The sequence below is a fragment of the Bradyrhizobium sp. Y36 genome (assembly GCF_002531575.1).
Lineage (GTDB): Bacteria > Pseudomonadota > Alphaproteobacteria > Rhizobiales > Xanthobacteraceae > Bradyrhizobium.
The window spans coordinates 83,229-100,045 of record NZ_NWTI01000028.1 but is presented as its reverse complement, the minus strand read 5'-3'; the positions used below and the strand labels follow the sequence as shown (position 1 = coordinate 100,045).

The window sequence follows — 16,817 nt, the reverse complement described above, 5'->3', positions numbered from 1 at the left end:
GCCGTTCTGCTCGCCGCCACCCGTCTATGGGCTAGGTTTGAGTCCACTACCTAGTGCGAACGCAGGGACCCATACCGGGTGATCCATCGAGAGAGCCCGGTGTCAGTACCGACAACGAGCAGTCTTCGCCAAACTCCTTCCTGTGGTTATGGGTCCCTGCGTTCGCAGGGACGACATTGGTGAGTTAGGCGCCCACTGTCCCCTCATCGTCATTGCGAGCGCAGCGAAGCAATTCAGAAGCCCTCCGCGGAAACAGTCTGGATTGCTTCGCTGCGCTCGCAATGACGGAGGAAAGTGCGGCGCTCCCTTCCTCGTATCCCGGACGCGCTGCAGCGTGCAACGCTGCTGCGCAGAGCCGGGACCCACGCGACACCCGGAGATCGGCAACATAGGCCCCGGCTCTGCAGCGCACCGCTGAAGGAGCGCTGCGCTGCGTCCGGGGCACGAGAGCCGTCGGGACGCGGCCTCAACATACCTACCACCTGCCTCTGTATTCTCACCGCACTCTTGCTCAAACAACCAGCACTTCACCAGTCACTTGCATTTTGCAAGTAACTACCCTAACCTCCCCGCCATGCAGCCCAAATCGCCCTCAATCCTGGAATGCCCGGTCGGCCGCGCCGTGGAGACGGTCGGCGAATGGTGGAGCATTTTGATCCTGCGCGATGCGTTTCAGGGCGCGACGAAGTTCGACGAGTTCTCGCAAAACCTCGGCATCGCGCCGAACATCCTGTCGCGGCGGCTTGCCCATCTCACCGAGAGCGGCATGTTCGTGCGCCGCCGCTATCTTGAGCGGCCGCCGCGTTACGAATATGTGCTGACGGACAAGGCGCGGGATTTCTTTCCCGTCGTCGTGGCGCTGCTGGCCTGGGGCAACAGGCATCTCGCGCCGGGGGGCGAAGCCATTCTGCTGGCGAGCCGCGACGACGTCCGCCCGCTCGATCCCGTGGTCGTCGACGCCAGCAGCAAGCAGCCCATCACGCTCGCCAACACGGTCGCGATTGCCGGGCCGCGTGCCAGCCGCGGAATGCGTCGCCGCATCGCTTCGCTCAAGGCCATGAACCCGGCCGTCGTGCCGGCGGGAGACTGAAACATGCGTCGGATCGTCGTGACGGGAATGGGCGCGGTGTCGCCGCTGGCTTGCGGTGTCGAACTGACCTGGCGCCGGCTGCTGGCCGGTCAGAGCGGGCTACGTCCCCTGCCCGAATGGGCACAGGCGCTGCCGGCACGGATTGCCGGCCGCGTGCCCGACAAGGCCGATGATTCCGAGGGCGGTTTCGATCCTGCGGAGGCCGCCGCACCAAAAGACCAGCGCAAGATGGACCGCTTCATCCTGTTCGCCCTGCTCGCGACGGCCGAAGCGGTCGCGCAGGCCAAATGGGCCCCGCAGGATGCAAGCGCGCAGGAGCGCACGGCAACGATCATCGCCTCGGGCGTCGGCGGTTTCCCGGCGATGGCGGAGGCGGTGCGCATCACCGAGCAGCGCGGCGCACGCCGGCTTTCGCCGTTCACGATTCCCTCCTTCCTCGCCAATCTCGCCGCCGGCCACGTCTCGATCAAATACGGCTACAAGGGCGCGCTGGGCACGCCGGTCACCGCATGCGCCGCTGGCGTGCAGGCGATCGGCGACGCCGCGCGCATGATCCGCGCGGGCGAAGCCGACGTCGCGATCTGCGGCGGCGCGGAGGCCTGCATCGACATCGTCAGCCTCGGCGGCTTTGCCGCGGCCCGCGCACTGTCGAGCGGATTCAACGACGAGCCCGCGCGCGCCTCTCGCCCGTTCGATCGCAAGCGCGACGGTTTTGTCATGGGCGAAGGTGCCGGAATCCTGGTGGTTGAAGAGCGCGAGCACGCGCTAGCGCGCGGCGCGACGCCAATCGCGGAGATCGTCGGCTACGGCACCACCGCGGACGCCTATCACATGACGTCGGGCCCGCCCGATGGCGAGGGCGCCCGCCGCGCCATGGAGATCGCGCTCCGGCAGGCCAGGCTCGCGCCCGCGGATCTGCAGCATCTGAACGCACATGCGACCTCGACGCCGGCCGGCGACGAGAGCGAGCTCGGCGCGATCGCCGCGCTGTTCGGCCGCAATCGCGGCATCGCGGTGAGCGCGACCAAATCCGCCACCGGCCATCTGCTCGGCGCCGCCGGCGGCCTGGAGGCGATCTTCACCGTGCTCGCCCTGCGTGACCAAATCGCCCCGCCGACGCTCAATCTGGAGGACCCCGATGCGGGCGCTGACGGCATCGACATCGTCGCAGGCCAGGCGCGGCCAATGCCGATGCAACACGCCATCTCCAACGGTTTCGGCTTCGGCGGGGTGAATGCCAGCGTGATCTTCCGCCGCACGGGCTAAACGAGAGGGCTTTGAGCCAGAGGCCTTCAAGCGAGAGGACTTCGAGCGAGAGGACTTTGAGCGAGAGGACTTGCAATCGCGGCCCGCTCCGCTACGAAAACAGCATGATCGAAACCAATTTCTGGCTGTTCCTCGCCGCGGCCTGTGTCATTGCCGCCGTCCCCGGCCCCGGCATCTTCTACGTCGCCGCGCGGACCTTGTCGGAAGGACGGGCCAGCGGTTTTGCATCGACCGCGGGAACGGCACTGGGCGGGCTGGTTCACGTGGCCGCCGGCAGCCTCGGCATCTCCGCAATCATCCTTGCGAGCGCCGAATTGTTCGCCGCCGTGAAGTTCGCCGGTGCGCTCTATCTGGTCTGGCTCGGCATCAAGACCTTTCGCAGCGCCGGCCGCGCGCTGCCGCTCGACAGCGAGCCGGCCGGTGACACGCGCGCGTTCCGCGACGGCGTGCTGGTCGAGGCGCTCAACCCGAAGACCGCCGCATTCTTCCTCGCCTTCATTCCGCAGTTCCTCGATCCTGCGGGAGCGAGCCCCACGCTGCAATTCATTGTGCTCGGCGCGACCTCGGTGGCGTTGAACACGCTCGCCGACATCATCGTGGTGCTGATGGCCTCCGCAACACGCACGCAGCTGATCGGACGGCCGCATCTGATGCGGCGCCTCACCCAGGGCTCCGGCGTCTTCATCGCGGGCCTCGGCCTGTCGCTCGCGCTGGTTCGGCGGCCGGCACATGGATAGCGCCGCGATGCCCGCCCCGAAAAGCCGCTTCTACGAGTCCCATGGCCTGCGGCTGCATTACGCCGATTGGGGCAATGAGCCCGCACCGCCTCTCATCCTGGTTCATGGCGGCCGCGATCATTGCCGAAGCTGGGACGTCATCGCCCGGTCGCTGCAGCCGCATTTTCACGTGGTCGCACCCGACCTGCGCGGCCACGGCGATTCCGACTGGACCCGCGGCGGCAGCTACGCCCTGACCGAATATGTCTACGATCTCACCCAGCTCCTCCGTGTCATCGCTGCAACGGAGGTCACGCTGATCGGCCACTCGATGGGCGGCATGGTGAGCCTGATCTTCTCGGGGGCGTTTCCCGAGCAGATCAAGAAGCTGGTCGTGCTCGACGGCGTGACGATGTTGCCGGATACGCCAAAACCGCCGGCGCATGAGCGCATCGGCAAATGGGTCGGCCAGCTCGACAAGCTTCACGACCGCACGCCGCGCCGCTATGCGACCCTCGAGGCCGCCGCCGCGCAGATGGTGCTCCACAACAAGCGCCTCGCCCGCGACCTCGCGCTGCATCTCGCCACGCACGGCACGCGGCAAAACGAGGACGGCACCTATAGCTGGAAGTTCGATCCCTATCAGCGCGCCTCGGCGCCGCATCGGCTCTGGCCGGACGATCACGTCGCGCTGTGGTCCCGCATCGCCTGCCCAACGCTGCTGCTCAATGCCGGCGAAAGCTTTCTCGGCGGCGCGAGGGCCGCGGGCCTCGAGCGCTATTTCCGGGATGCGCGCGTCGAGACCATCGCCGGCGCGGGGCACTGGCTGCAGCACGACAAGCCGGACGAGGTGCTGGGCGAGATCCGGCGGTTCCTGGGATTGGCCGAGGAAAGCGCGGGTTAGCTCCGCTGCCGCAGGGTGGGCAAAGCGGAGCGTGCCCACGCTCGGTCACCGCATCAGAAGTGTCGTGGGCACGGCGCAAGAGCACCTTTGCCCACCCTACGGCACCGTGATCGCGGAACGAGCTAGCTCAACGTCCCCGCATGCACCCACCAGCCGGGGTGATCGCGACGGATCTTCTCGGCGGCGGCATGCGCTTCGTTGGCGGCACCATAGATCGCAAAGCACGTTGCACCCGAGCCGGACATGCGGGCGAGCTTGACGCCGGCGGAGTCGCGCAAGCCGTCCAGCACCTCGCCGATCACCGGCTCGATCCGCAATGCAGGCGCTTCGAGATCGTTGGGAACGCGTTCGAGCACCTCGACCCAATCGGCGATTGATCCGCCCTCTTCCGGCCAGGCCGGCGCCCGGAGCACCGAGGTGGCACCGACCAGGAGCTCCCCGTTACGCAGGCCGAGCTCCCTGAACACGTCCTTGGTGGCAACAGGCACGCGGGGATTGACCATCACGCAGGGCATGCTGGGCAGCTTGAGCGGCAGCAGCTGCTCGCCCACGCCGGTCATGTCGCAGGCGCGCGAGAACAGGCACACCGGCACGTCGGCGCCGGTCGCCAGCGCGACCTTCTGCAGGCGGGGATCATCGAGCGACAGATCGTTGAGACGCGCCAGGAGCCGCAGCGCCGCCGCGGCGTCGGCCGAGCCGCCACCGATGCCGGCTGCCACGGGGAGCACCTTGTCGAGCGCGAACGCGCCGAGCTTCAGGTTCGGCACCGCCTCGGCCAGCAGCCTGGCGGCCTTGAACACGAGATTGTCGGAAGGATCGCCGCAGGCCGCGGCAAGCGGCCCGGTGGTGGTGAGCTTGAGCTCGCCACCCGGCGCCAGCGTCAGCCGGTCGGCGCAGTCGGCAAACGCGACCACGCTCTCGAGATCATGATAACCGTCGGCACGACGGCCGACGACGCGAAGGCTCAAATTGACCTTCGCCCGTCCTTCTTCAATCAACGCCGGCATCGGCGAAACGCCCCCAACTTCAGTTCCTTGTCGCGCATGATCTTGTCGGAAAAACCGCTACACACTTTTCCGGATCACGCGCAAGACTAGCCGCCCTTGCCGTCGTCCTTCTTCTTTTCCGCCTGCGCGGCCGAAGAGTTCGAATTGTCGTCAGCGAGCCCGTTGGCGATCTTGGCCTCGATTTTCGGAAGCTCCTCCGGCTCGGGCTTGAGATCACGGGCGTGCGACCACTGGAACTTGGCTTCCAGCGTGCGGCCGACGCGCCAATAGGCATCGCCAAGGTGATCGTTGATGGTCGGATCTTCCGGCTTGAGGTCGATCGCGCGCTCGAGGTTCTTCACCGCCTCTTCGTAATTGCCGATGCGGTAATAGGCCCAGCCGAGGGAGTCGACGATATAGCCGTCGTCGGGACGCTGCTCGACGGCGCGCTTGATCATCTTCATGCCTTCGTCGAGGTTCACGCCCTGGTCGATCCAGGAATAGCCGAGATAGTTGAGCACATGCGGCTGGTCGGGCTGCAGCTCGAGCGCCTTCTTCATGTCGGCCTCGGCCTTGGCCCACTCCTTGGAGCGCTCCTCGCAGATGCCGCGATAATAGTACCAGACGCTGTTGGCCTTGTCGTTGCCGGGCGGCAGCACGTCGACGCCGCGCGAATAGGTCGCGCCGCAATCGCCGAATCTCTTGCGGCCGCGCTCGATGTTGCCGAGCGCCATGATGGCTTCGAGGTCCTTGCCATCCTCCGCGGTGACGCCCTTGAGGATCTTGATCGCCTCGTCGGTACGGTCGGCGGAATCGAGGTCGATCGCCAGCTGGATCTGCGCGTTGCGCTTCAGCGGCGAGCTCGCCGGCACGCGCTCATAGACCTTGATCGCCATCTGCGGCCGCTTCACCGATTCATAGAGATCGGCGAGCGAAAGCAGCGCGAGCGGATGCGTCGGCTGCAGGTAGAGCGAGAGCTGGAGATAGACCAGCGCCAGATCCTCGCCGCCGCGGCGGGTCAGCGTCGCGCCGATGCCGTAGAGCGCTTCGGCAGCGCCAGCCTGGGCGGAATCGACCAGCGGCGGCATTTTCTTGCCGGCCTTGGTATCACGCAGGCCTTCCTGGATCAGCGGATGGCGCGCGAGCTTCTTGTCGAAGGCCTGATAGACCGTGGTCGCCGCGGCGGAATCCTTGTTGCGCGACAGCCAGCGCGCATAGGCCTCGGTCACGCGCAGCATGGAATCGTCGAGCTTGTAGGCGCGCTCGAAGCGGGTGCCGGCGTCCTTCTCCTTGCCGGAGAGCTCGAGGATCATGCCGGCGTGAAGGTCCTTGAACAGCGGATACCATTCGGGTCCCGCCAGCTTGTCGATGGTGGCAACACCGCCCTTGGCATCGCCGGCACCATAGGCGGCCCACCCCGACAGCAGCGTGGCGACGAGATCGGTGATCGGACCGCGGATCGACTGGTTGATGTTGCTCTGCGCGGCCGCGTACTTCTTCACCTTGAGGTCATGCACGCCGACGACGAGACGCGCGACGCGATTGGTCTTGTCGATGGTGAGGATGCGCTCGGCGAGCTTGACGGCTTCCTCGATGTCGCCATCGGCGACCGAGGAGATGAAGGCGCGGTCGAGCAGCTCGTTGTTCTTCGGATCGGTGCGCAGCGCCGAGCGATAAAACGCGGCGGCGGAGGCGGCGTCGCGCTCGACGCTGGCATGGCGGGCGGCAAGATAGCTGCCGGCGGTGGTGAGCGACTTCAGATCGTTCCGGGTCGGAAACTGCGCCGCCGTATCGGAGGGATGATCCGGCGTCTGCGCCAGGACCCTGCCGGGGACGGTTGCCATCGCTGTGCCCATGAGGGCGATGGCGGCAACAGTCCAGCGGTTGAAACGATTTGAAAGCATCAGGGCTCGCCTTGAGTTGGTAGTGCCTGGGTTTGCAGCAGAAGGCCGTATCGCATGCGAACGCGGCCGGAGGCATCCGGACCCGGAACCGTCAGGCCGACAATGCCGCTTTTGGCGCTTCGCCGCAAGGATTCGGACCGAACGTCCTCCTCCGCACGCCCCAAATCGGCCAGTAACAGGTCGGGGAGCAGCCCCAAGACGCCGCCACTATGGCCTTATCGTGGCCGCGACCCGTGGCCGCGGCCCACTCCTCACGCGAACGTGCGCCGGACCACCTTGGTGTGTGATCGGGGGCCGCCTGCCCGGCCCGCGCTTACATCGCCTCGTAGTTCGGGCCGCCGCCGCCCTCCGGCGGAACCCAGGTGATGTTACCGTTGGGATCCTTCACATCGCAGGTTTTGCAGTGGACGCAGTTCTGGGCGTTGATCTGGAAACGCGGGCTCGATCCCTCCTCGACCCACTCGTAAACGCCGGCGGGGCAATAGCGATTCGAAGGACCGGCGAAGACGTCGTGCTCGGAGGTCTTTTGCAGGTTCATGTCCGCGACCTTGAGATGGACCGGCTGGTCCTCCTCGTGGTTGGTGTTGGACAGGAACACCGAGGACAGCTTGTCGAAGGAGATCTTGCCGTCCGGCTTCGGGTAGGTCTTCGGAGCGTGGCTCTTCGCCGCGTCGAGCGTGGCGCGGTCGGCCTTGGCATGAGACTGGGTGCCGAACAGCGAGGCGCCGAACAGCGTGTTGCACCACATGTCGAAGATGCCGAGCCCGGCGCCGAGGAAGGTGCCGAATTTCGACAGCAGCGGCTTGGCGTTGCGGACGGGGTAAAGGTCCTTGCCGACGACGGAGTCGCGCCAGGCATTTTCGTATTCGACGAGTTCGTCGTTGGCGCGGCCCGCGGCCAGTGCGGCATTCACATGCTCGGCAGCGAGCATTCCGGTGCCCATCGCATTGTGCACGCCCTTGATGCGCGGCACGTTGACGAAGCCGGCAGCGCAACCGATCAGCGCGCCACCCGGGAAGCTCAGCCGCGGCACCGATTGATAGCCGCCTTCGGTGATGGCGCGGGCGCCATAGGCCAGCCGCTTGCCGCCTTCGAGCGTCGAGCGCACCGCCGGATGGTTCTTGACGCGCTGGAATTCGTCGAACGGCGACAGATAGGGATCGTTGTAGTTGAGGTGGACGACGAAGCCGATCGACACCAGGTTCTCGTCGTAATGATAGAAGAACAGGCCGCCGCCGGTATCGTTCTTCAGCGGCCAGCCGACCGCGTGCTGGACCAGGCCTTTCTGGTGCTTGGCCGGATCGATCTGCCAGACCTCCTTGAGGCCGATGCCGAATTTCGGCGGCTCGCTCTTGGCATCGAGCGCGTATTTCGCGATCAGCTGCTTGGTCAGGCTGCCGCGCGCGCCTTCCGCGAACAGCGTGTACTTGCCGAGCAATTCCATGCCGCGGGTGAAGGAGTCCTTCGGCTTTCCGTCACGGCCGATACCCATGTCGCCGGTGGCGATACCCCTGACGTTGCCCGCCTCGTCATAGAGCACCTCGGCGGCGGCAAAGCCCGGATAGATCTCGACGCCGAGCGCCTCGGCCTTGCGCGCCAGCCAGCGGCAGACATTGCCGAGCGAGCCGATGTAGCAATGATGATTGTTCATCAGCGGCGGCATAATGAAGTTCGGCAGCTTGATCGCGTTGGTCTCGGTGAACCAGAAGAAGCGATCGTCCTTCACCTGGGTCTTGAGCGAGCAATCGGGATCGTCGCGCCAGTCCGGGACCAGCTTGTCGAGACCTGCGGGATCGATCACGGCGCCGGAGAGGATATGCGCGCCGACCTCGGAGCCCTTCTCGACCACCACGACGTTCAGATCGGCATTGAGCTGCTTCAGCCGGATCGCAGCCGACAGGCCCGAGGGGCCGGCGCCGACGATGACGACGTCGAATTCCATGGATTCGCGCGGGGGAAGTTCTTCGGTGCTCATCTGATCGCAGCCCTTGAGACGGTCCTCGGTCGTTTGCGGCCCCCTTGTTTCCGATTTTTCCGGGCAGGACAACAGCGGAAATGCGTTTCGCTGGGATGCAAGGCGCCCCAAAGTGATATAAAAGTCTGACTTTCCATGATCCCCGAACCCACACCCACCGTCCGAGAGCTGCTTGCCTTCTATCTGGAGGCGGGAGTCGACTGCGCGCTCGCGGAGGAACCGATAGACCGCCTGGCGGAAATCGACGCACCGCCGCCGGCCCCGCGCGTAGCGCCAGCCGAGGCGCCTCGGCCGGTGGCCGCGCCTGCGGTGATGCGCGGCGAGGCCGCGCCTGCGCCCGACATCGCCATTGCTTCGGCGCGCGAGGCGGCGCGCACCGCGCCGACGCTGGAGGCGCTGCGCGAGCTGATGCAGAATTTCGAGGGCTGCGCGCTGAAGCACACCGCGACGCGGCTGGTGTTCGCCGACGGCAATCCGCAGGCGCGCATCATGTTCGTCGGCGAGGCGCCGGGCCGCGACGAGGATATCGAGGGCCTGCCCTTCGTCGGACGCAGCGGCAAGCTGCTCGACCTCATGATCGGCGCGATCGGCCTCAACCGCAGCACCGCCTACATCGCCAACGTGATACCCTGGCGGCCGCCCGGCAACCGCACGCCGACGCCGCAGGAAACGCAAGTGTGCCTGCCCTTCATCCAGCGCCAGATCGAGCTGGTGAATCCCGACGTGCTGGTGACGCTCGGCAATCCCTCGACGCAGACCCTGCTCGGAACGCGCGAAGGCATCATGCGCACGCGCGGGCGCTGGTTCGACTACGAGACGGGCCAACGCACCATCCGCGCGCTGCCGACCTTCCATCCGGCCTATCTGCTCCGCTCGCCGTCCTACAAGCGGCTGGCCTGGCAGGACCTGCGCGCGATCGCGAAATTGCTGGCGGGCTGATGCTCGCGTGTCCCGGACGCGGTGCGGCACGCAGTGACGCTCCGCAGAGCCGAAGAGGCGTTGCGCGGCGTCCGGGGCACGAGAGCTGCCTACGACCCCTTCGGCCGCACGATGGCCCAGCCGACGCGCAGCAGCTGCTGGCGCCCGGTCACCAGCCATTCGAAGGCGCGCGGCACTTCGGGCACGATGCCGGGGAAGCGCGCGAGGATTTCGGGGGGCGGCGTGCCGGCGGTATCGGAGGCGCGCCAGACCACGACGCCGCCGGTCTCGGCAAATTTCGTCTGATTCATCCAGGGTGTGCGCGCGGGGTTGGCGTCGATGAACAGATGCGGCCGGCCGGAATGCAGCGTGATCAGGCTCGCCAGCTGGGTCTCGCCGGCAACCGCCCGCAGGCGGTGGTTGGTGCGGCGGGCGAAGCTCTCGTCGAAGAAATCCGAGATCGCGCGCGCGGGCATCGAGGTCGCGATCTCGTTGGCCCCGGTCCAGGGCAGGAACAGCACGGCGAGCACGACGCCCACGGCAGGCGCGACGACGGCGACGGCCCAGACCATCCGCAGCATCCGCGCGCGGCGCATCGCGATGAGGTCGCCGGCCGCGACGACCACGGCAAGCCCGGACAGGACCAGCACGACCCCGGCTCCGCCCACGACGGAATCGAGACCCAGCAGGCCCGAGATCAGCACGGCGCCGAGCGCCGGCGCCAGCGCGAAGAAGTAAACGAAATTGCGCGCGAGCGGCTCGACCGGCGGACGATAGATGATCGGCGCCTCCTCGCCCTTGGCGACGAACAGGCCGGTGTTGAGGAAGGTCAGCGCCGGAATCGCGGCGGCCCCGAGCACGAGGCCGCCGAGCAGCCATGCCGCGTGGATCGCGCGGGCGTTCAGCTCGGCGACCTCAGGCAAGGCCGGCAGAACCAGCGTCTGCGCCCGCATCAGCCAGGCCGCATAGGGCAGCGCCAGCACGGCCACGACGATCAACGCGAACAACGGATCGAGCGCGCGCAGCGTGCGGCGGCCGCCCGCGGTCGAGAGTGCGAAGACGACGAGCAGGAGCAGCAGGAAGATCGCGGCGGGCGTCGTCAGCAGCAACAGGCCGGCCTCGATCGACCAGGCGAACCAAGCATTGCCGCGGCGCTGGCCGATGATCTGCCAGGAGTGCAGCAGCAGCAGCGCCCAGAGCGGGCGGGCCAGGACGAGGGGACCGAAGTCGAGCGCCGACGAGGAGAAGGCGAGCACCGTCATGGTCAGGAGCACGGCGAGCACCGCCTGCTGCGAGCCGACCACGGCGCGGGACAGATGATAGAGCGCGATGAAGGTCGCGATCTCGCAGAGCTCGGCGAGGACATAGACGCCGAACATGTGGCCGCCCGCGGCGCGATAGGCGATGTCGGCGAGCCAAACCGGCAAGGGCGGGCCGAGATCGGTGCCGACCTGGTATTCGCGTCCGAAAGCCAGGAGCGTCGCCAGGGTGCCGGGCGGGCTGCGGTAGAACACCAGCGCCACGAACAACCACATTGCGGCCTGAAGCAGCACGGCGATCCACACGATCAGCCGCGGCCGGGCGCGAATGAGCTCGATGACCAGGGAGGTAAACCGCATGCAACGCCCGAAAGATGCAGCCAACCCGTCCAGCCGGCCCTATTCGCTCACATCTGTTTTGATAAAGGGCGTCATGCGTCGTGGCAACGACGGTTTGCTCGTGATGCCCGGGCTTCCACGTTCTCGTACCGCAGGAAAGACGTGGCTGGCCGGGTCATCGGCGAGCGGAAGCGACGCCGTCCTTCGTCCGGCCATGACCGACGGAGAAGCTGCGGGGCCAGCCTAGAGATTCGCCGCGGCGCCGATCTCGATGCTGGCTTCCGCCTGCACTTCGACCTCGGTGACCGCAAACAGATCGGGCACCGGCTCGACCGTCCATGGCATGTGCTTGGCGCGGGCGGCGGCGACGGGGGCGAAGAAGCTGCGGTGATGGGCGGTGGGGCCGAGGCGGTTCAGCGCATCGAGGTGCTCGGGGACGCCGTAGCCCTTGTGCTGCTCGAAACCGTAACCGGGGCAATCCTGCGCCAGCGCGCACATCAGGCGGTCGCGCGTCACCTTGGCGACGATGGAGGCTGCGGCAATCGACAGCACGATACCGTCGCCGCCGATCACGGCCTCACAATCGCAAGCCGTGTCGAGCCGGTCGCGGCCGTCGACGAGGACATGCCTTGGCGCCTCCGGCAGCGCCACCACGGCGCGCTTCAGCGCCCACAGCGAGGCGCGCAAGATGTTGTCGCGATCGATTCGCGACGGTGAGGCGACGGCGACGGAGACCTGCGCGGTCGCACAGATCTTGTCGAACAGCCTTTCGCGCGCCTCGGCCGTCAGGCGCTTGGAATCGTCGATGCCGCGCGGGATGCGGTCGGGATCGAGAATCACGGCGGCCGCCACCACGGGACCTGCGAGCGGCCCACGACCGGCCTCGTCGCAGCCGGCGACCGGCCAGATCCCGCGCTTGATCAGCGCGCGCTCGCGGCGGAAGCTCGGGGATGCGACGGCGATGATGCCTTTCTTCCCGGCCTTTGCGGCGGGAGCGGTCTTTGTTTTGGCCGCAACCACCTTGGCCGCCGCAGACGTCTTCGCAACGTCTTTCTTCGGCGCGCCTTTGGCTGGTTTCGTCGTGGATCTGTCCCGAATCATGGCCGGGATCGTGCGCAACCGCCCCGGCCGGCGCAACCGGGAACCCCGCGCAATTCCCGATATTCAGGCTGGTACCCTACTCCGCCAGATGCACCCGCCGGTCATCGCCGACCTCGATGCCGGGCGCGACCACGACCTCCCAGGGATGGCCGTCAGGGTCGGCGAAATAACCGGAATAGCCGCCATAATCGGTCTCGTGCGCGGCCTTCAGCAGTCTCGCGCCCTTGCCGAGGGCGAAGGCCAGCACCGCATCCACTTCCTCGCGCGTGGCACAGTTCCATGCGAGCGTCATGCCGCGGAAGGTCGATGGCCTGGGATCGTCAGGCAGCTTGGCATCGGCCGCGAGTTGATGCCAAGGATACAGCGCGAGCACCGGCCCGCCGGTATCGTAGAACGCAACCGCCTCGCCGGTCGCCTTCAGCCGGCGCGAGAAACCGAGCGCGTCGTAAAAGGCGATGCTGGCGCGGATATCGCTGACGCCGAGCGTGATGACGGTGAGCCGCGGCAGCGGCGGGTGAAGGTCCCTACTCATAACTACTCCGTCCACGTCCCCCGCTCAGAACAGGCTGAGCTGGTCGCCGTTCCGCTCCGGCCGCGCAAAGTGATCCGCGGTCAGCTTGGAGCGCCGCTTGTTGAGCCCGAGCCGCTCGCAGGCGATCTCGAAACGACGGCCGATGGTCCAGGCCATCGGTCCCGTGCCCTTCATCCGCTCGCCCCATTTCGCGTCGTAATCGCGGCCGCCGCGCATGTCGCGGATCAGCGTGAAGACGTGGCGATAGCGGTCCGGATAGTTCGCCATGAGCCATTCCCGGAAGAGATCGCGCACCTCCAGCGGCAGCCGCAGCAGCACGTAGGAGGCTTCCCTGACGCCGGCATGGGCGGCGGCATCGAGAATGCGCTCGATCTCGGAATCGTTCAGCGCGGGGATCACGGGTGCCACCATCACGGTGGTGGGAATGCCGGCATCCGAGAGCTGCTTCAGCGCCTCCAGCCGCTTCGGCGGCGTCGAGGCCCGCGGCTCCATGGTGCGCGCCAGCTTTGGATCGAGCGAGGTCACTGATATCGCGACCTTGGCGAGGTTGCGCCTGGCCATGCGCGCGAGAATGTCGATGTCGCGCACCACCAGCGCCGATTTGGTGACGATGCCGACGGGGTGCCCGGCACGCTCCAGCACCTCGAGAATGCCGCGCATGATTTTGCGCTCGCGCTCGATCGGCTGGTAGGGATCGGTGTTGGTGCCGATCGCGATCATCCGCGGCTCGTAGCCGGGCGCGGCGAGCTCCTTCTCCAGCAGCGCCGGCGCCTCCGGCTTCACGAACAGCTTCGACTCGAAGTCGAGCCCGGGCGACAGGCCGAGATAGGCATGGGTCGGCCGCGCGAAGCAATAGACGCAGCCATGCTCGCAGCCGCGATAGGGATTGATCGAGCGGTCGAAGCCGATATCGGGGGAATCGTTGCGGGTGATCACCTTGCGCGAGGTGTCGACCGCGACCGTCGTCTTGAACGGCGGCAGCTCTTCCAGGCTCTGCCAGCCGTCGTCGAAGGCGACCCGTGCCTCGGCCTCATAGCGGCCGCTGGCGTTGGATTGCGCGCCCCGTCCGCGCCGGCGTACGCGGTCGATGGCAACGCCAAGCTCCGGGAAATCAGAGTCCACACCCGCCGGCTCGGAGGGCGCCTTGACCGGCGGGTGCTTGAGAGCATGAGAGGATGCTGCTGGACTCATGAAGCCAAGATAGCACGCCAAAGGAACAAATCAAGAACACAAACCAAAAATGGGAAAACAACCCCATGCACAGTAGCCCGCCCAAATTTCGGGCGCGGTCCTTTGACCTCACGCAACATGCCTGTCGCACCGATCTCGTTTGATGCCGTCCAGGGATCGATCGCGCCGGAACAATGTTGGTGACGATCGCGGGCTTAGCTCGGCAACAATCGGCAAGAACATGACAAATCAACAACAATCGGCCTCAGCGAGCAATGATCTCGATCTCCTCGATCGCTACTGGCGTGCCGCAAACTACCTCTCCGTCGGGCAGATCTACCTGCTCGACAATCCCCTGCTCCGCGAGCCCCTGCGGGCCGAGCACATCAAGCCGCGCTTGCTCGGCCATTGGGGCACGACGCCCGGCCTGAACTTCATCTACGCCCATCTCAATCGCGTCATCCGCGCACTGGACGTCAGCGTGATCTATGTCTGCGGCCCCGGCCATGGCGGACCGGGCATGGTCGCCAACACCTATCTCGAAGGCAGCTACAGCGAGATCTATCCCGATATCGCGCGCGATGCGGACGGCATGCGCAAGCTGTTCCGGCAATTCTCCTTCCCCGGTGGCATTCCGAGCCATGCGGCGCCGGAGACGCCGGGCTCGATCCACGAGGGCGGCGAGCTCGGCTACGCGCTGGTGCACGCCTACGGCGCCGCGCTGGACAACCCTGATCTGATCGTCGCCTGCGTCGTCGGCGACGGCGAAGCCGAGACCGGCCCGCTCGCCGCATCCTGGCACTCCAACAAGTTCCTGAACCCCGCCCATGACGGCGCGGTGCTGCCGATCCTGCATCTCAACGGCTACAAGATCGCCAATCCGACCGTGCTTGGCCGGATGCCCGACAGCGAGATCCGCGATCTCTTCCGCGGATTCGGCCACGAGCCGCTGTTCGTCGAGGGCGATGATCCCAAACCGATGCACCAGGCCATGGCGGACGCGCTCGACGTCGCGCTCGCCAGCATCCGCTCGATCCAGCAGCATGCCCGCGATGGACGCGACAGCGTCGCGCGGCCGCGCTGGCCGATGATCGTGCTGCGCAGCCCGAAGGGGTGGACCGGCCCAAAAGAGGTCGACGGCAAGAAGGTCGAAGGTTTTTGGCGCGCGCATCAGGTGCCTGTCGCGGGTTGTCGTGAAAATCCCGCGCACCGGCAAGTGCTCGAAGACTGGATGCGCAGCTACGAGCCTGAAAAGCTGTTCGACGAAAACGGCGCGCTGATCCCCGAGCTTCAGGCCCTGGCGCCCGATGGTCACAGGCGCATGGGCGCCAATCCGCATGCCAATGGCGGGCTGCTCAGGAAGGAACTGAAGCTGCCAGACTTCCGCAGCTTTGCGGTGGACGTGCCGCAGCCCGGCTCCGTCACCGGCGAAGCGACGCGGGAGCTCGGCAAATTCCTGCGCGACGTCATCCGCCTCAACGCGCAAGAGCGCAACTTCCGCATCATGGGCCCGGACGAAACCGCGTCAAACCGGCTGGACGCGGTGTTCGAGGAGACCGAGCGGGTCTGGATGGAGCCGATCGAGCCCTACGACGTGCATCTGGCACAGGACGGCCGCGTCATGGAGGTCTTGAGCGAGCATCTCTGCCAGGGCTGGCTCGAGGGCTATCTGCTCACCGGGCGGCACGGCTTCTTCTCCTGCTACGAGGCCTTCATCCACATCGTGGACTCCATGTTCAACCAGCACGCCAAATGGCTGAAGGTGGCGCGGCACCTGCCATGGCGGCGCCCGATCGCCTCGCTCAACTACCTGCTGACCTCCCACGTCTGGCGCCAGGACCATAACGGCTTCAGCCATCAGGACCCCGGCTTCGTCGATCTCGTCGCCAACAAGAAGGCCGACATCGTCCGCATCTACTTCCCGCCGGATGCCAACACGCTGCTGTGGATCGCCGACCATTGCCTGCGAACCTATAACCGCATCAACGTCATCGTCGCCGGCAAGCAGCCGGCGCCGCAATGGCTGTCGATGCAGGACGCCGCCACGCATTGCGATGCCGGCATCGGCATCTGGAGCTGGGCCGGCAACGAGGACGCGAACAGCGAGCCCGACGTGGTGATGGCCTGCGCCGGCGACGTCCCGACGCTGGAGACGCTCGCCGCCGTCGACCTCCTGCGCAAGGCGCTGCCGGACCTGAAGATCCGCGTCGTCAACGTCGTCGACCTCATGACGCTGCAGCCGAAGGAGCAACATCCGCATGGGCTTTCGGATCGCGACTTCGACAGCCTGTTCACGACGGACAAGCCCGTGATCTTCGCCTATCACGGCTATCCCTATCTGATCCACCGCCTGACCTATAACCGCACCAACCATGCCGGCCTGCACGTGCGCGGCTTTGCCGAAGAAGGCACCACGACGACGCCGTTCGACATGGTCGTGCTCAACGAGCTCGACCGCTACCACCTCGCGATCGAGGCGATCGAGCGCGTGCCCGGGCTCGCGGCCAAGGCCGCGCAGGCCAAGCAGCAATTCCGCGACAAGCTGATCGAGCATTCGCGCTATGTGAGGGAGCACGGCGAGGACATGCCGGAAATCCAGGGCTGGGCCTGGCCCAACAGCGCCGGCCGCAAGAGTCCGGCCGGAGCCGGCGGCTAGC

General features: G+C 66.6%; 13 protein-coding genes. 6 read left to right on the top strand and 7 right to left on the bottom strand.

The window, feature by feature from the left end:
- The first annotated feature begins 574 nt into the window (after positions 1-574).
- The 4 genes from CO669_RS32225 (at position 575) to CO669_RS32210 (ending at position 3,976) form a co-directional block, all read left to right on the top strand.
- The gene (locus tag CO669_RS32225) at positions 575-1,090 is read left to right on the top strand and encodes a winged helix-turn-helix transcriptional regulator (RefSeq protein ID WP_097666233.1); all 516 of its coding nucleotides are present in this window, start codon (positions 575-577) and stop codon (positions 1,088-1,090) included.
- 3 nt (positions 1,091-1,093) lie between these two features.
- Positions 1,094-2,356 carry a beta-ketoacyl-ACP synthase II gene (fabF, locus tag CO669_RS32220; protein ID WP_097666231.1) on the top strand — a complete coding sequence of 421 codons (1,263 nt, stop codon included), beginning with the start codon at positions 1,094-1,096 and terminating at the stop codon, positions 2,354-2,356.
- 104 nt (positions 2,357-2,460) lie between these two features.
- A complete protein-coding gene (locus CO669_RS32215) occupies positions 2,461-3,093 on the top strand; it encodes a LysE family translocator (RefSeq protein WP_097666229.1) in 633 nt (210 codons plus the stop codon).
- A 7-nt stretch (positions 3,094-3,100) separates the two neighbouring features.
- Entirely contained in the window at positions 3,101-3,976 is an 876-nt protein-coding gene (locus CO669_RS32210) for an alpha/beta fold hydrolase (protein ID WP_097666249.1), read from the top strand.
- A 122-nt stretch (positions 3,977-4,098) separates the two neighbouring features.
- On the opposite strand, the gene CO669_RS32205 is transcribed toward CO669_RS32210, so the two are convergent.
- From CO669_RS32205 to CO669_RS32195, 3 genes are all read right to left on the bottom strand, one after another.
- Entirely contained in the window at positions 4,099-4,983 is an 885-nt protein-coding gene (locus CO669_RS32205) for a 4-(cytidine 5'-diphospho)-2-C-methyl-D-erythritol kinase (protein WP_097666227.1), read from the bottom strand.
- Between the two features lie 86 nt (positions 4,984-5,069).
- Complete coding sequence (locus tag CO669_RS32200) at positions 5,070-6,866, bottom strand: tetratricopeptide repeat protein (RefSeq protein ID WP_097666225.1); 1,797 nt, start codon at positions 6,864-6,866, stop codon at positions 5,070-5,072.
- A gap of 313 nt (positions 6,867-7,179) precedes the next feature.
- Entirely contained in the window at positions 7,180-8,841 is a 1,662-nt protein-coding gene (locus CO669_RS32195) for an electron transfer flavoprotein-ubiquinone oxidoreductase (RefSeq protein WP_097666223.1), read from the bottom strand.
- A 135-nt stretch (positions 8,842-8,976) separates the two neighbouring features.
- Here CO669_RS32195 and CO669_RS32190 point away from each other — a divergent pair, with 135 nt between their 5' ends.
- The gene (locus tag CO669_RS32190) at positions 8,977-9,780 is read left to right on the top strand and encodes a uracil-DNA glycosylase (protein ID WP_097666221.1); all 804 of its coding nucleotides are present in this window, start codon (positions 8,977-8,979) and stop codon (positions 9,778-9,780) included.
- 89 nt (positions 9,781-9,869) lie between these two features.
- On the opposite strand, the gene CO669_RS32185 is transcribed toward CO669_RS32190, so the two are convergent.
- The 4 genes from CO669_RS32185 to CO669_RS32170 form a co-directional block, all read right to left on the bottom strand.
- A complete protein-coding gene (locus tag CO669_RS32185) occupies positions 9,870-11,378 on the bottom strand; it encodes a glycosyltransferase family 39 protein (RefSeq protein WP_097666219.1) in 1,509 nt (502 codons plus the stop codon).
- A 222-nt stretch (positions 11,379-11,600) separates the two neighbouring features.
- Positions 11,601-12,458, bottom strand: a complete 858-nt coding sequence (gene rnhB / locus CO669_RS32180; protein WP_097666247.1) for a ribonuclease HII — start codon at positions 12,456-12,458, stop codon at positions 11,601-11,603.
- Positions 12,459-12,534: 76 nt separating this feature from the next.
- Positions 12,535-12,990 carry a VOC family protein gene (locus tag CO669_RS32175; protein ID WP_097666217.1) on the bottom strand — a complete coding sequence of 152 codons (456 nt, stop codon included), beginning with the start codon at positions 12,988-12,990 and terminating at the stop codon, positions 12,535-12,537.
- A gap of 24 nt (positions 12,991-13,014) precedes the next feature.
- The gene (locus CO669_RS32170) at positions 13,015-14,181 is read right to left on the bottom strand and encodes a PA0069 family radical SAM protein (RefSeq protein WP_097666245.1); all 1,167 of its coding nucleotides are present in this window, start codon (positions 14,179-14,181) and stop codon (positions 13,015-13,017) included.
- Positions 14,182-14,401: 220 nt separating this feature from the next.
- Here CO669_RS32170 and CO669_RS32165 point away from each other — a divergent pair, with 220 nt between their 5' ends.
- Positions 14,402-16,816 (top strand): phosphoketolase family protein, encoded by a 2,415-nt coding sequence (locus tag CO669_RS32165; protein WP_097666215.1) that lies wholly within the window; start codon positions 14,402-14,404, stop codon positions 16,814-16,816.
- Position 16,817: the final 1 nt, after the last annotated feature.